Origin of the sequence: Pseudomonas sp. JV241A, from assembly GCF_900275665.1 — a bacterium.
Lineage (GTDB): Bacteria > Pseudomonadota > Gammaproteobacteria > Pseudomonadales > Pseudomonadaceae > Aquipseudomonas > Aquipseudomonas wadenswilerensis.
The window spans coordinates 101,640-116,627 of sequence record NZ_OPYO01000035.1; the positions used below are offsets into that span (position 1 = coordinate 101,640).

General features: G+C 62.9%; 15 protein-coding genes. 9 read left to right on the forward strand and 6 right to left on the reverse strand.

The window, feature by feature from the left end:
- The first annotated feature begins 8 nt into the window (after positions 1-8).
- The 6 genes from JV241A_RS24185 (at position 9) to JV241A_RS24210 (ending at position 6,731) form a co-directional block, all read left to right on the forward strand.
- The gene (locus JV241A_RS24185) at positions 9-896 is read left to right on the forward strand and encodes a LysR family transcriptional regulator (protein WP_134064858.1); all 888 of its coding nucleotides are present in this window, start codon (positions 9-11) and stop codon (positions 894-896) included.
- A 95-nt stretch (positions 897-991) separates the two neighbouring features.
- Positions 992-1,831, forward strand: a complete 840-nt coding sequence (gene fdhD / locus JV241A_RS24190) for a formate dehydrogenase accessory sulfurtransferase FdhD (RefSeq protein WP_115084849.1) — start codon at positions 992-994, stop codon at positions 1,829-1,831.
- Positions 1,828-4,164, forward strand: a complete 2,337-nt coding sequence (locus JV241A_RS24195) for an FdhF/YdeP family oxidoreductase (RefSeq protein WP_134064860.1) — start codon at positions 1,828-1,830, stop codon at positions 4,162-4,164. The genes fdhD and JV241A_RS24195 overlap by 4 nt, the downstream gene beginning before the upstream one ends.
- Positions 4,165-4,374: 210 nt before the next feature.
- Positions 4,375-4,854, forward strand: a complete 480-nt coding sequence (locus JV241A_RS24200) for a YMGG-like glycine zipper-containing protein (RefSeq protein WP_176470452.1) — start codon at positions 4,375-4,377, stop codon at positions 4,852-4,854.
- 287 nt (positions 4,855-5,141) lie between these two features.
- A complete protein-coding gene (locus JV241A_RS24205) occupies positions 5,142-5,954 on the forward strand; it encodes a protein-glutamate O-methyltransferase CheR (RefSeq protein WP_115084847.1) in 813 nt (270 codons plus the stop codon).
- Between the two features lie 120 nt (positions 5,955-6,074).
- Positions 6,075-6,731 (forward strand): response regulator transcription factor, encoded by a 657-nt coding sequence (locus JV241A_RS24210; RefSeq protein ID WP_026001197.1) that lies wholly within the window; start codon positions 6,075-6,077, stop codon positions 6,729-6,731.
- Positions 6,732-6,737: 6 nt separating this feature from the next.
- Here the strand turns inward: JV241A_RS24210 and JV241A_RS24215 are convergent, their stop codons facing one another.
- From JV241A_RS24215 to hslO, 3 genes are all read right to left on the reverse strand, one after another.
- Positions 6,738-7,166, reverse strand: a complete 429-nt coding sequence (locus tag JV241A_RS24215; RefSeq protein ID WP_115084846.1) for a thioesterase family protein — start codon at positions 7,164-7,166, stop codon at positions 6,738-6,740.
- Between the two features lie 166 nt (positions 7,167-7,332).
- Positions 7,333-8,874 (reverse strand): phosphoenolpyruvate carboxykinase, encoded by a 1,542-nt coding sequence (locus tag JV241A_RS24220; RefSeq protein ID WP_115084845.1) that lies wholly within the window; start codon positions 8,872-8,874, stop codon positions 7,333-7,335.
- A gap of 179 nt (positions 8,875-9,053) precedes the next feature.
- Positions 9,054-9,956, reverse strand: a complete 903-nt coding sequence (gene hslO / locus JV241A_RS24230; protein WP_115084844.1) for an Hsp33 family molecular chaperone HslO — start codon at positions 9,954-9,956, stop codon at positions 9,054-9,056.
- A 105-nt stretch (positions 9,957-10,061) separates the two neighbouring features.
- On the opposite strand from hslO, the gene JV241A_RS24235 reads away from it, so the two are divergent.
- Positions 10,062-10,865 carry a phosphatase PAP2 family protein gene (locus tag JV241A_RS24235; RefSeq protein ID WP_134064862.1) on the forward strand — a complete coding sequence of 268 codons (804 nt, stop codon included), beginning with the start codon at positions 10,062-10,064 and terminating at the stop codon, positions 10,863-10,865.
- Here JV241A_RS24235 and JV241A_RS24240 read toward each other — a convergent pair.
- Positions 10,862-11,263, reverse strand: coding sequence for a S4 domain-containing protein (locus tag JV241A_RS24240; RefSeq protein ID WP_115084842.1), 402 nt, complete (start codon positions 11,261-11,263; stop codon positions 10,862-10,864). The genes JV241A_RS24235 and JV241A_RS24240 overlap by 4 nt on opposite strands.
- Before the next feature lie 143 nt (positions 11,264-11,406).
- Between JV241A_RS24240 and JV241A_RS24245 the strand changes: the two genes are divergently transcribed.
- A complete protein-coding gene (locus JV241A_RS24245) occupies positions 11,407-11,889 on the forward strand; it encodes an ATP-dependent zinc protease (RefSeq protein ID WP_038998194.1) in 483 nt (160 codons plus the stop codon).
- Positions 11,886-12,791 (forward strand): 30S ribosomal protein S6--L-glutamate ligase, encoded by a 906-nt coding sequence (gene rimK / locus JV241A_RS24250; protein ID WP_010221234.1) that lies wholly within the window; start codon positions 11,886-11,888, stop codon positions 12,789-12,791. Before JV241A_RS24245 ends, rimK begins: the two co-directional genes overlap by 4 nt.
- Here rimK and JV241A_RS24255 read toward each other — a convergent pair.
- On the reverse strand, positions 12,788-14,101 hold the full coding sequence (locus JV241A_RS24255) for an ATP-binding protein (RefSeq protein ID WP_115084841.1): 1,314 nt from the start codon (positions 14,099-14,101) through the stop codon (positions 12,788-12,790). The genes rimK and JV241A_RS24255 overlap by 4 nt on opposite strands.
- 128 nt (positions 14,102-14,229) lie before the next feature.
- Complete coding sequence (ompR, locus tag JV241A_RS24260; RefSeq protein ID WP_115084840.1) at positions 14,230-14,970, reverse strand: two-component system response regulator OmpR; 741 nt, start codon at positions 14,968-14,970, stop codon at positions 14,230-14,232.
- Between the last annotated feature and the right edge of the window lie 18 nt (positions 14,971-14,988).

Below are 14,988 nucleotides of genomic sequence, written 5' to 3' on the forward strand. Positions count from 1 at the left end.
GAGCGACGATGGACATCAAACAACTCAAATTCCTCATCGCCCTGGATGAAACCCGCCACTTCGGCCAGGCCGCCGCCCGCTGCCACGTCACCCAGCCGACCCTGTCGATGCGCCTGCGCAACCTGGAGCAGGAGCTGGACCTGGCCTTGGTCAACCGTGGCCAGCGCTTCGAGGGTTTTACCGCCCAGGGCGAACGGGTACTGGCCTGGGCCCGCTCAGTGATCGCCGCCTACGACGGCCTGAATGCCGAAGCGGCCGCCTGCCGTGGTCATCTGGTCGGCACCTTGCGCCTGGGCGTGGTGCCACTGTCGAGCTTCGATCCGCTGCCGCTGCTGCGGCGCATGCACCAGCAGCACCCGGAACTGCGCTTCGAACTCAGCGCCCTGAGCTCCGAGCAGATCCTCGAACAGCTGACCAGCAACCAGCTGGACCTGGGCGTGTCGTACCTCGATCGTCTCGACCATGAACGCTTCCAGTCGCTGCCGTTGGGCGAGACGCGCATGGGGCTTTTATATGATCCAGATCATTTTCGCTTCGAGGCCCAGCCCCTAAGCTGGCAACAGCTGACCGAACTGCCGCTGGGGCTGCTCACCGCCGGCATGCATTTTCGCCAGTCGATCGACCACAATTTCCACAGCCGCGGCCTGACACCACAGTTGTTGCTGCAGACCGATGCCGTCCATCAGTTGGCCCAGGCCGTCAGCGGCGGGCTATGCTGCGCCATCATGCCGTTGGCGGCAGGCCTGGAAGTGCTCACCGAACGGCTGCGCCTGCAACCGATCGAACAGGCCTGCACCCTGGCGCCACTGGGCCTGATCATGCGCCGCACGGCGCCACGCTCGGCCCTGGCCGAGGTGTGCCTGGCGGAATATCAAGCGCTGCAAGGCGAGGCTTGATCGACGCCGTCTATCAAAGCATCAGCATTAGCGATTAGACGATACCCGAGCGCAAGCCTAGGCTTAAAGCTGAACAGCCGCCGGTACCTCTGCTGATGAGCACTAAACCCCCGGCCTGTGCGGCGTCCACCCCGCTTGTGACTGCGCCCGCGGCCAGCAACACCTACGACTACTGCCACCTTACCGACGACAGCCAGGCGCACACCGCACTGGCCGAAGAAGTCGCCCTGGCGATCGCCTATAACGGCATCAGCCAGGCGGTGATGCTGGTCAGCCCCACTGACCTGGAAGACTTTATCGTCGGCTTCAGCATCGGCAGCGGCATCATTGCCTCGGCCAACGAGATCTACGACGTCAAGTTCACCAGCAAGGGTTCGGCCGTGCATGCCGACGTCGAGATCGCCAACCGCGCCTTCTGGAACCTCAAGACCCAGCGCCGGCAACTGGCCGGTACCAGCGGCTGTGGCCTGTGCGGTGTAGAAGCGGTGGAGCAGGCACTGCCCGACCTAGCCGTGCTGCCCGGCGCGCCGCTGCCGCCAGCGCGCTGGCTTGAAGGCCTGCGCCAGCGCATGGATGCTTTCCAGCCCCTGGGCCAGCATTGCGGCGCGGTGCATGCGGCGCTGTTCATGAACAATCAGGGCGAGATCCTGCTGGGCCGTGAAGATATCGGCCGGCACAACGCCCTCGACAAGTTGATCGGTGCCCTGGTGCGCCAGCACATCAGCCTCGACGGTGGCTTGGCTATCGTTACCAGCCGCTGCAGCCTGGAACTGATCCAGAAGGTTTTGCGCGCCGGCATCCAGACCCTGGTCAGCCTGTCCTCACCCACCGGCCTGGCCCTGCAGTGGGCGCGGCGGCACAACCTCAATCTTATTCACCTGCCCAAACACAGCGCGCCACGGGTGTTCAGCCCCGTGCGGGAGAACAGAACGTGAGCCTGCATCACCAAGCCGATCAGAAGCCCGTGCCTCGCTACAAACCCTACAGCGGTGCCGCTGGCGGCTGGGGCGCGCTGCGCAGCGTGGCCCAGGCCTGGATCGGCAGCGACAACGCCCTGAAGAACATCCGCGCACTGCTCAAGACCAACCAGAACGGCGGTTTCGACTGTCCGGGCTGCGCCTGGGGCGACTCGCCGGAAAGCGGCATGGTCAAGTTCTGCGAGAACGGCGCCAAGGCGGTGAACTGGGAGGCGACCAAGCGCCGGGTGGATGCCGCGTTCTTCGCCCGCCACAGCGTCACATCGCTGCTGGCCCAGAGCGACTACTGGCTCGAATACCAGGGCCGGCTGACCGAGCCGATGGTCTACGACGCCAATACCGACCGCTACAAACCGATCGACTGGGACGGTGCCTTCGCCCTCATCGCCGAGCACCTGCACCAGCTCGAAAGCCCGGACCAGGCCGAGTTCTACACCTCCGGCCGGGCCAGCAATGAAGCGGCGTACCTGTACCAGCTGTTCGTGCGTGCCTATGGCACCAACAACTTTCCGGACTGCTCGAACATGTGCCACGAGGCCAGTGGCGTGGCCCTTGGGCAGAGTGTCGGGGTTGGCAAGGGCACGGTAACTTTCGACGACTTCGAGCATGCCGACGCGATCTTCGTCTGGGGCCAGAACCCCGGCACCAACCATCCGCGCATGCTCGAGCCGCTGCGTGAAGCGGTCAAGCGCGGCGCCCAGGTGGTATGCGTCAACCCGCTCAAGGAGCGCGGCCTGGAACGTTTCCAGCACCCGCAGCACCCGCTGGAGATGCTCACCAACGGCGACCGCCCGACCAACACCGCCTACTTTCGCCCGGCCCTGGGTGGCGACATGGCGGTACTGCGCGGCATGGCCAAGTTCCTCTTGCAGTGGGAGCGTGAAGCCCAGGCCAGCAATGCCCCGGCGATCTTCGATCATGACTTCCTCAACCAGCATACCCAGGACGTACTGGCTTACCTGGCAGCCGTCGATGCCACCTCATGGGAGCAGGTCACCGCGCAATCAGGCCTGACCCTGGCCGAGATCGAGCACGCCGCACGCATGTACTGCAAGGCGAAAAAGGTCATCATGTGCTGGGCCATGGGTATCACCCAGCATCGCCATTCGGTCGCGACCATCCAGGAAATCGCCAACCTGATGCTGCTGCGCGGCAACCTCGGCGTCCCCGGCGCCGGCCTGTGCCCGGTGCGTGGCCACAGCAACGTGCAGGGCGACCGCACCATGGGCATCAACGAGCGGCCACCGGTGGCCCTGCTCGACGCCCTGGAGCGCCGCTTCGGCTTCAAGGTGCCACGGCACAATGGCCACAACACGGTCGAGGCGATCCGTGCCATGGCCGACGGCCAGGCCAAGGTGTTCATCGCCCTGGGTGGTAATTTCGCCCAGGCCACGCCGGACACCGAACGCACCGCCCAGGCCCTGCGCAACTGCGAGCTGACCGTGCAGATCAGTACCAAGCTCAACCGCAGCCACCTGCTGCATGGCAAGCAGGCGCTGATTCTGCCGTGCCTGGGGCGCACCGATATCGACCTGCAGGGCGAAGGCCCGCAAGCAGTGACGGTGGAAGATTCGTTCAGCATGGTCCACGCCTCCAATGGCCAGCTGCAACCGCTGTCACGGCAAATGCGCTCGGAGCCTGCGGTAATCGCCGGGATTGCCAATGCCACCCTCGGCGCCAAGCCGGTGGACTGGAACTGGCTGATCGCCGACTACGCGCGGATCCGCGACCTGATCGACCAGACCATCCCCGGCTTTGACAAATTCAACCAGCGTCTGGAGCATCCAGGCGGCTTCTACCTGGGCAATAGCGCCGGCCAACGTCAATGGAAAACCGCCAGCGGCCGGGCCAACTTCAAGGCCAATGCCCTGCCGGACGACCTGCTGCACGAGCGCGTGCGCGCCAGCGGCCAGGTGCCGGACCTGATCATGCAGTCGATGCGCTCCCACGATCAGTACAACACCACCATCTACGGCCTGGATGATCGCTACCGTGGGGTCAAGGGCCAGCGCAACGTGCTGTTCGCCAATGAAGCCGACATCCTCCGCCTGGGTTTCCACCCCGGTGACAAGGCCGATATCGTCTCGTTGTGGAGTGATGGCCGCGAACGGCGGGTCAAGGGCTTCACCCTGCTGGCCTTTGATATCCCGGCCGGCCAGGCGGCCGCCTACTACCCGGAAGTGAACCCGCTGGTGCCACTGGAAAGCGTTGGCGACGGCAGCCACACGCCAACCTCGAAGTTCGTTGCGATCCAGCTGCAGCCTGCTAGCGACAACGCCCGGATCCTCTGACAGAATCGGCGGCAGACAGGCACAAAAAAGGCCCTGACATCACTGTCGGGGCCTCGTTCCAAGTAAACTCAGACAAGCGAAAAACGATAAAGTTTCACAGTGAAAACAGTAACTTAGAAAATTGTGTACAACTCGTGTTACTCGTCGGATTTCGTTTGCCAGCCCCCCTCTCCAGCCTCAGGATCGCCTCGTCATCCCTATGAGGCTTTCTTGATGAAGTACTCCTCGATTCTGTTGTTGTCTCTCGGCCTGCTCAGCGGCGTTGCCTCGGCAGGTGGCACCACCGAAGCCGGTATTGGCGGCGCATTGGGTGGGGTACTCGGCTCAGTGGTCGGTCAATCCATCGGCGGCAGCACTGGCGGTGCAATCGGTGCCGGCCTGGGCGGCGCGGCCGGCAGTGCGGTTGGTGCCGACAAGCGCCAGCGTGGTGAAGCCGCAATCGGTGGTGCCCTGGGCGCAGCCGGCGGTAACGTGGTCGGCCGCAGCATGGGCGGTACCACTGGCAGCTACATCGGTGCGGCCGCAGGTGGTGGCGCCGGTGGCGCACTGGGTAACTACATGGGCAACAAGGCCGATGAAGACGACCGCGATGACCGCCGCTACCGCCGCGGCTACGATGACCGTCGTTATTACGACCGTGGCCACCACTACGGCCACCGCAAGCACAAAAAGCACTGGCGTCACCGCTAAGCCCTTTCGGGCTTAAGCCAAACTCCTAGACCCTGCCCTCACGGGCAGGGATCGCTACAATACCCCGCGCGTTACCGATCAAGCCCTGCAGGCCAATCCTCCGGCCACTCCAGGCAGGTTCTACATTCCCTCCTCCTTGCTACTCACCCGCGACCTAGGGGCAACCCCGATTCTGGCGAATATAGCCAGTAGCTATCATCGGCCGTTCCCAATCAGCCAATGGACGCAGGGAATGCGCATCTATCACGCAAAGACGGCCCGATTGCCCATTGCACGAGGGGAGTGAGATGCCTGCCAGCAGCCGCCCTCCGTTGCTGAGCGAAGCCCAGTTCCTGCGCTTTCGCACCCTGGTCAGCCAGCGCACTGGCGTGTTCCTCGCCGCCGACCGCCGGGCCGCCGTGGCTGCGCGCCTGGGAAAGCGCCTGCGGCATCTGCAACTGAGCGCCTTCGAGCAGTACCTGCAGTTGATCGAACAGCCTGATCAGCAGCAGGAACAGCAGCGGGTGCTAGACCTGTTGATCGCCCGCGACAGCTACTTCTTCCGCGAACATCGCCATTTCGAATTCCTCGCCCAGTGGCTGCGCGACATACCGCGGCCGCTAAGGCTCTGGAGCGCGGCCTGCGCCTCTGGCGAAGAAGCCTACAGCTTGGCCATGGTGGCCAGCGAACACGCCGCAAACGATGACTGGAGCGTTCTGGCCAGCGACGTCAGCCCCAACCTGCTACAGCAGGCAGCCGAAGGCATCTACGAGGTTACCCAGGCCCGTTATTTTCCTGAAGGCTGGTTGCAACGTTACTGCCTGTGTGGCGTCGGCGAGATGGCCGGGCGCATGCGCATGGCTGCGTCCTTGCGGGAGCGCTTGACGTTTCGCCAGATCAACCTGATCCAGCCTCTGGCTGGCGACCTGGGGCTGTTCGATGTGATTTTTCTGCGCAATCTGCTGGCCTATTTCAGTCAGGATGAGAAGCAGCGCGTGGTTCATCGCCTGCTGGCCTGCCTGCGCCCGGGCGGCCTGCTGCTGATCGGGCATAGCGAGAGCATCCATGGGCTTGACCTGCCCTTGCGGCCGATCCTGCCCTCGGTGTTCGAACGCCTATGATGGCCTGCGCTGCCGGGACCTGCGGCAGGCCCCGATACTGATCGCGCCACCACGCGGCAGCGCTCATCCGGACCGAGCAAACCTGCCGCCCCTCTTCTTTTGCGAAACAGGCTCGAACCCATGCTTTGCCGAATACTACTTGCCGATGACTCGCCGCTCTTTCGAGCGGGCCTGCGAGCGCTGCTCGAACAAAAAAAACAATACGCCGTAGTCGGTGACGCAGGCGATGGCATGACCGCTGTCGCCCTGGCCGAGAAACTCAAGCCCGACATCATCCTGCTGGACATGACCGCCGACACCCTCGACAGCGAGCAGATTCTGCGCGAGCTGTTCCTGCGCGTGCCGTCCAGCCACGTGCTGATGCTTTCGTCGCGCTCGGAGCTGGACTTCGTCATGCGCTGCCTGCAATTGGGTGCCCATGGTTTCCTGCTCAAGAGCGCCACCGTACTGGAGCTGGAGCAGGCCTTGCAGGCCCTGAAGAACGGCGGCCAGTACCTGTCCTCAGCGGTGCTGCCGATGGTCATTGGCCAGGCGGTGAAACACAGCCGCAAGCGCCCCAGCGGCAGCACCACGATGCAGCTCACCGCACGCCAGCTGGAAATCCTGCGGCTGATCGCCCGCGGTGAATCGACCCGCTCGATTGCCGACGGCCTCGGCCTGAGCGTGAAGACCATCGAGGCGCATCGCTCGCAAATCATGCACCGCCTGCAGATTCACGACGTACCGGGCCTGGTGCTGTTCGCCGTACGCGAAGGGATCATCCGCCTCAACGATTGAGTGGCCTCAGCCTTGCAAGCGCTCCAGCGCCGCCAGCAGCGTGGCCGGTAACTGCGCCGGCCGGCCTGAGCTGCGCTCGACGAACACCTGTACCACTTTGCCGGCCGCGCAGGGTTGCCCGTCCTCGACCCGAAACAACGCCAACTGGTACTCCACCGAACTGCCTGCCAGGCGCGCCACCCGCAGGCCGACCTCAAGGGTGTCGGGGAAGGCCGGCAAGGCGAAGAAGTCCGCCGCCGAGCTGACCACGAAGCCGGCGACCTCGCCTTCCTGCAGGTCCAGCCCGGCCTGTTGCAGCAGGTACGCCTGGATCGCCGTGTCGAAGTAGGCGTAAACCGTGGCACCGGCTATATGGCCATTGAGGTCGCTGTCCTGCCAGCGGCTGAGGATCGGGTGCAGGTGGGGATAGGCTTGGCGCTGAGGGAGTTCGGACATGGTGGGCCTGAGTATTGGATGGCTCATAACTGTAGGAGCGGGCTTGCCCCGCGATCAAGCACCCATTGATCATCATTCGGGCAAGCCCCCTCCCACAAGAGATTCGTTGGACCGGAAAGCAAAAAACCGCCCATGAGGGCGGTTTTTTGTTTACGCGGGCTTCAGCTTACAGCTGTGGGCCAGCAGCCTTGATGGCGTCGGAAACTTCGAACTTCTTGAAGTTTTCGATGAACAGGCCAGCCAGGGCTTTTGCAGCTTCATCGTAAGCAGCCTTGTCAGCCCAGGTGTTGCGTGGGTTGAGCAGGTTGGTTTCAACGCCCGGCACGGCCAGCGGCACGTCGACGTTGATGATGTCCAGGTGTTCGGTTTCGGTGCCGATCAGGGCGCCGCTCTGGATCGCTGCGATCACCGCGCGGGTGGTCGGAATGTTGAAGCGCTTGCCAACGCCGTAGCCACCGCCGGTCCAGCCGGTGTTGACCAGGTAGACCTTGGAGCCGAAGCCGCGGATACGCTTGATCAGCAGTTCAGCGTACTCGCCAGCCGGACGCGGGAAGAACGGTGCGCCGAAGCAGGTGGAGAAGGTCGACTTGATGCCGCTGCCCGAACCCATTTCGGTCGAGCCCACCAGTGCGGTGTAGCCGGACAGGAAGTGATAGGCCGCTTGTTCTTCGTTGAGGATCGACACTGGCGGCAGCACGCCGGTCAGGTCGCAGGTCAGGAAGATGACCGCGTTAGGCTCGCCACCGAGGTTTTTCTCGGAACGCTTGGCAACGTGCTCCAGCGGGTAGGCGGCGCGGCTGTTCTGAGTCAGGCTGACATCGGCGTAGTCGGCGTGCTTGGCGTCGTCGATGACGACGTTCTCCAGTACCGCGCCGTGCTTGATGGCTTTCCAGATGACCGGCTCGTTCTTCTCGGACAGGTCGATGCACTTGGCGTAGCAGCCGCCTTCGATGTTGAAGACAACGCCTTCGCCCCAACCGTGCTCGTCGTCGCCGATCAGGTAACGGCTTTCGTCAGCCGACAGGGTGGTCTTGCCGGTACCCGACAGACCGAAGAACAGGGTCACGTCGCCCTCTTCGCCGATGTTGGCGGCGCAGTGCATTGGCAGCACGTCGGCAGCCGGCAGCAGGAAGTTCTGCACCGAGAACATGGCTTTCTTCATTTCACCGGCGTAACGCATACCGGCGATCAGCACTTTCTTCTGGGCGAAGTTGAGGATCACGCAACCATCGGAGTTGGTGCCGTCACGCTCAGGCACGCACTCGAAGTTGGCAACATTGAGCACTTGCCACTCATCACGGCCAGCAGGGTTGTACTGCTGCGGGTTGATGAACAGGCAACGGCCGAACAGGTTCTGCCAGGCGGTCTGGGTGGTCATCTTGACCGGCAGGTAGTGATCGGCGGCTGCACCTACGTGAACGTAGGAAACGAAGTGTTCCTGGGCGTTGTTGAACGCCTCGACGCGGTCCCACAGGGCATCGAACTTGTCGGCCGGGAACTTGCGGTTGATCGGGCCCCAGGCGATGGCGTCCTGAGTGGACGGCTCTTCGACGATGAAACGATCCACTGGCGAACGACCGGTGCGGTGACCGGTTTTCACGACCAGCGCGCCAGTGTCGGCCAGCTCGCCTTCACCGCGGTTCAGCGCTTCTTTGACCAGCTCATCGACGCTCAGGTCGGTGTAGACGGTGTTGTTGGCTTGCGTCATGAGATTCCCCATCCGGCCTGCGGCCGAGTGCTCCAAACGTTTTGTAGTAGATCTTTCCAAACTACTACAGCGAAAAAAGTGGCCGGATTATGCCAGAAACGCCCAAAAAAAGTAGGGCCCTCCTGTCAGAACGGCGTGTTTCCGGCGTTAGACAGGAGATTTACCTGTGATGAAACGTTTTAGTGACGAGTATCTGACGGCGTGTCTACACCGCCACCGGCGAACAATTGCTCGATATCGGCGGCATCGAATTGATAGCGCTGATTGCAGAACTGGCAATCGACTTCGATCTTGCCGCCATGTTCGTTAATCAGCTCCAGCGCGTCATGTTTGCCAAGGCTGACCAATGCATTACCGGAGCGCTCACGCGAGCAGCTGCAGCGGAAATGCAGCGGCTGGACATCGAACAGGCGCACGGCATCCTCGTGATACAGGCGATGCAGCACGGTTTCGTTGTCCAGACCCAGCAGTTCCTCGGCTTTCACCGTATTGGCCAGCGCTTTCACATGGTTCCAGCTTTCCTCACGCTCCTCGATGTCCTTCTGGCGGTCAGCAGGCAGCTGCTGCACCAGCAGGCCACGGGCTCGAATGCCGTCGGCGGCCAGCGAGATGCAGGTGTTGATCTGCTGGGACATGACGAAATAGTTGGTGAAACACTCCGACAGGTCTTTGCCGTCCAGCTCCACCGTGCCCTGGTAGCGCTGACCGTTGACCGGAATGATGGTCAGGACCAGATGCCCGCCAGGCATCAGGTCGGCAAGGGTTGCATCATCCTCGATCTGCTCGGCCGCATAGCGTGCCAGGCCGCGAATTTCGTGCTCGCTGGTGCACTCGATGGCCAGCAGGGGCACCGGCCCGCTCGACTGTGCCTGAAGGATCAGCAGACCATCGAACTTCAGCGTACCCACCAGCAGCGCGGCAGCCGCCATCAGCTCGCCGAGCAGTTGGGCGACAGGCTGCGGGTAAGGATGCTTGGCCAGCACTTCGGCGTAGCTGCGCTCCAGCCCGACCATTTCACCGCGCACATCGCGGTCGTCGAAGATGAAGCGTTGTGTGTAGTCGGTATCTGGCAAATCGGACATGGGTTCTGGCTTTCTGAATGATGACAAAATAATTTCAAGGGCCTATAAAGCCCGACCTAGAGCACCAGAATGGTGCACTCGTGGTTCGCAGCAAAGAGGTAGTTTATGGACAATTCTTCACTGTTCCAAGCAAGGTGGGCTTGGGGTCCTTTGATTCTCTGCACGGTTTTGCCCGTTGCCCTACTGTGTTTCTGGTTATGGCCCTTTGGCCAGATCCTCTGCCTGACTTTCGACGAATGGCTGTTTCACCTGCTCAATCGGCCACTTGCCGACAATAGCACCTGGCGTTACATCTGGACCGTTGGCAGCCTGCGTCCGTTCGATATCGTCGTCGGCCTGATCCTGCTCAGCCTGCTGGTCCGCGGCGACTGGGTGTTCAAGGCGGGCCAGGTGCGCCAGGCCTTCTTTGGTTTCTTCGCCACCCTGGTCTTGCTGCTGGTGATCCGCGCGTTGTTCTCGAAATGGATGAACGCCATGGGCTGGCAGCACAACAGCCCGTCGATGGTGTTCAGCGACGCCATCCACCTGAGCGACTTCTACCCGCATCTGGAAGCCAGATGGGAGCTCAAGGACCGCTCCAGCCAGAGCTTCCCCGGTGACCATGCCTCGGTGCTGCTGATCTGGGCGATGTTCATGAGCCTGTTCAGCCGCAAGCTGCTGCAGCAAATACTGGTCTGGGCCCTGGCGCTGCTGTTCATGTTGCCACGCCTGGTAGCCGGCGCGCACTGGGGCCAGGACGACTACATCGGCGGCGTGCTGATGGCAGTGCTGGCCCTGGGCTGGAGCTGCTATACCCCATTTGCCGCCAAAGCCAGCGCCACCCTGATGCGCCTGAGCGCGCCATTGTTCGAGTGGCTGGTGCGGCTGCCGCTGCTCGGGCGCCTGCACGTGATCAACCCGCGCGCTTAACCTGCGCTGTCATGCAACTGATGCAGCTGGCGCCGCTGTTTCTTGGTGGGCCGGCCATCAGTGCTGACACCCAGAGCGCCGGCCTTGCGCAGGGCAGCGGCTTGTTCGCGGCGAGCAATGCTCTGCTCGGTCTCTTCATACAGCGCCTGAGCTTCCGGCGCGCCACGACGCACCACCGACAACGCCTTGACCACTACCGTACGCTCGTCAAAGCCGGTGCGCAGCACGAACTCATCGCCCATCCGCGGCTCTTTGCCCGGCTTGCACCGTTCGCCCCGGCAATGCACCTTGCCGCTTTCAATGGCCGCCTTGGCCAGCGCCCGGGTCTTGTAGAAACGCGCTGCCCATAGCCATTTGTCCAGGCGGACCTTGTCATCCTCTTCCTGCTTTTGTGCCATGACATTTCCCCACTTATTTTCGTAAAGGGAACTGTACTACCGTATCTGGCGGATGCAAAAAACACGCGGCGTGCTTACAGTTCACCGACCTGTCGCTCACATCCGTTTTGGTGCCTGACGACTTATTACGCTGGTTGAGCATTTTGAAGACATTTGACCATTTGACCGTGATCGGCCTGCGCGAGTGGGTGGCCCTGCCGGACCTCGGCCTGGCCGGCCTGCGGGCCAAGATCGACACCGGCGCCAGCACCTCGAGCCTGCACGCCACCGAAGTCGAACCCTTCGAGCGCGATGGCGAGCAGTGGGTGCGTTTCAACGCCCACCTGGGCTCGGTGGTACAACTGCGCCACCGGCGCTGCGAAGCGCCGCTGGTGACGATGAAGACCATCAAGAGCTCCAACGGCCAGGCCCAGACCCGCTACGTGATCCGCACGCCGTTGGCGCTGGGTGACCGGGTGTGGGAAGTGGAATTCACCCTGGCTTGCCGCAAGGCCATGCGCTATCGCCTGTTGCTCGGTTCCAAAGCCCTGATCCATGGCCAGTTGGTGGTCAATCCGGGGCTCAAGTACGTTCAGGACAAGCCGGCATTCCCGGCCACTATCACTCCCTCCACAGGTGTTGCATGAAGATCGCCGTGCTGTCGCGAAACCCGCGTCTGTATTCCACTCGTCGCCTGGTCGAAGCCGGTACCGAACGAGGCCATGAGGTGGTTGTGATCGACACCCTGCGCGCCTATATGAACATCGCCAGCCACAAGCCGCAGATTCACTACCGCGGCAAGCCGCTGGAAAACTTCGACGCGGTGATCCCACGGATCGGCGCTTCGGTGACCTTCTACGGCTGCGCAGTGCTGCGCCAGTTCGAAATGATGGGGGTGTTCCCGCTCAACGAATCGGTGGCCATTGCCCGCTCGCGGGACAAGCTGCGTTCGCTGCAGCTATTGTCGCGTCGGGGGATCGGCCTGCCGGTCACTGGCTTTGCCCACTCGCCGGACGATATCCCCGACCTGATCCAGATGGTCAACGGCGCCCCGCTGGTGATCAAGGTACTCGAAGGCACCCAGGGCATCGGCGTCGTGCTGTGCGAAACCACCAAGGCCGCCGAGTCGGTGATCGAAGCCTTCATGGGGCTGAAGCAGAACATCATGGTCCAGGAATACATCAAGGAAGCCGGAGGCGCCGACATCCGCTGCTTCGTGGTCGGTGACAAGGTCATCGCCTCGATGAAGCGCCAGGCCAAGCCTGGTGAGTTTCGCTCCAACCTGCACCGCGGCGGCAGCGCCAGCCTGATCAAGATCACCCCGGAAGAGCGCATGACCGCCATCCGCGCGGCCAAGGTCATGGGCCTGAGCGTGGCCGGGGTGGATATCCTGCGTTCCAATCACGGTCCGCTGGTGATGGAGGTGAACTCCTCACCAGGCCTGGAAGGCATTGAAGTCACCACCGGCAAGAACGTTGCCGGGATGATCATCGAACACCTGGAGAAGAATGGCGGGCCGAACCTGACCCGCACCAAAGGCAAAGGCTAGACCGCGTCGCGGGGCAGCATCAGCCCTAACGGCAACCGCACCCGCGCCTCCAGGCCGCCGCCTGAACGGTTGCGCAACTGCACGTTGCCGCCGTGCTGGGCGGCGATCCGCTTGACGATCGCCAGGCCCAGCCCGGTGCCCTTGCCGCTGCGGGCACGGTCACCGCGAATGAACGGGTTGAAGATACCCTCCAGCTCGCCCGGGTCGATCCCGGCACCACGGTCCAGCACGCTCAGCACCACGTAAGGCGCACCACTCTCACCCGATACATAGGCCGCCACTTCCACACCCTTGCCGGCGTGATACAGGGCGTTGCCAATCAGGTTGTTGAGCAGGCGCTTTAGCGACACCCGGCGCAGCGGGAACGGAGGGATCGGCTCCAGGCACAGGCGTACCTGTTCTTCCGGCTGGTTGAACGGCGCCACCACTTCACGCACCAGCTCACTGAAATCGACCTCTTCGACCGGCTCGTCGCGGCCATCGCGAATGAACGCCAGGAACTGGTCGAGAATTGCGTCCATGTCTTCGATATCGCGGACCATGTCGTCGGTCAGGTCACTTTCGTTGGCCAGCAACGACAACGACAGACGCAAGCGCGTCAGCGGTGTGCGCAGGTCATGGGAAACCCCGGCCAGCATCAACTCGCGCTCGCGGCCGGCCTGTTCGACATCCTCGGCCATCTGGTTGAACGCGCGGTATACCTCGGTCATTTCGCTCGGCGTGTCGCTGATCGGCAGCCGTACGCTGCGCCCCTGGCCCAGCTGCCGGGCAGCGAACACCAGGCGCTTGAGCGGCTGGTTGAGCTGGCGCACGAAGATCCACGCCGACGCGGTGGACAACAAGCCGATGGCCAGGAACCAGCCCAACACGCTCCAGATCTTCTGCCCACGCAGCGGGTGCGGATACAGCGGCACCTTCAGCCAGCCATCGCCCAGGCTCGGAGCCCGTACCCACAAGGCCGGTGGTGCATGCACGCGCAGGCGAACTTCGGTATCGGCGCCCAGCTCGGCCTGCATCTGGCGCTGGTAGATCTCGCTGTACGGCCAGTGCTGTTCACCCTCGGGAACGCCGGAGCCAACCACGCGAATCAGCCCCGCCGCCTCGGCGATCTTGTCGCGGTCAGACTCGTCGGCAGCCCAGTAGGCGCGCAGGGTCAAGGCCACGCCGTGGCTGTACTGCCGATCAACCAGCACGTCCTCGTTCATCAGCAGGTACACCAGGGTCAGGGCCTTGGAGAACAGCACGACGATCAGCACCAGCCAGAGGGTGCGGGCGAAGAAGCTTTGCGGGAACCACAGGGGCGTTTTCATCGACAACGGCTACACACTATGCGGGAACGAGCGGGGCTCGCAGGCTTTGCAAAGCGCTGCACAGGCAAAAACAGGGCAACCCCGAAGGTCTGCCCTGCTGGCGGTGAGCTACTCCTGCAAACGAAACATCACTTGGTGGCATTACCATCCGGCACAAACACATAACCAACGCCCCAGACGGTCTGGATATAACGCGGCTTGGACGGGTCGGGTTCGATCATCCGCCGCAGGCGCGAGATCTGCACGTCGATGGAGCGCTCAAGGGCGTCCCACTCGCGACCACGGGCCAGGTTCATCAGCTTGTCGCGGGTCAGCGGCTCGCGGGCGTGCATCACCAGCGCCTTGAGTACGGCGAACTCGCCGGTGGTGAGCATGTGCACTTCTTCACCGCGCTTGAGTTCGCGGGTGGCCAGCGACAGCTCGTAGTCGCCGAAGGTAACGGTTTCGTCCTCGCTGCCCGGTGCGCCCGGTACCGCCGGTGCCTGACGGCGCAGCACGGCCTTGACCCGGGCCATCAACTCGTCGGGGTTGAAAGGCTTGGCCAGGTAGTCGTCGGCACCCAGCTCCAGGCCCTTGATGCGGCTCAGCTCGTCGCCCTTGGCGGTGAGCATGATGATCGGGATCTGGTTGTTCGCGGCGCGCAGGCGGCGGCAGGCAGTCAGGCCGTCTTCGCCAGGCAGCATCAGGTCGAGCACCACCAGGTTGAAAACTTCGCGGGCCAGCAGGCGGTCCATCTGTTCGGTATTGGGTACTGCACGGGCACGATAACCCTTGCTGGTGAAGAAACGTTCCAGCAGGCTGCTCAGGCCCGGGTCATCGTCGACGATGAGAATTTTGTCGCCTTCGGCGGTTTGTGCAGTGCTGCTCATGGGTAGCTCCTCTAATCT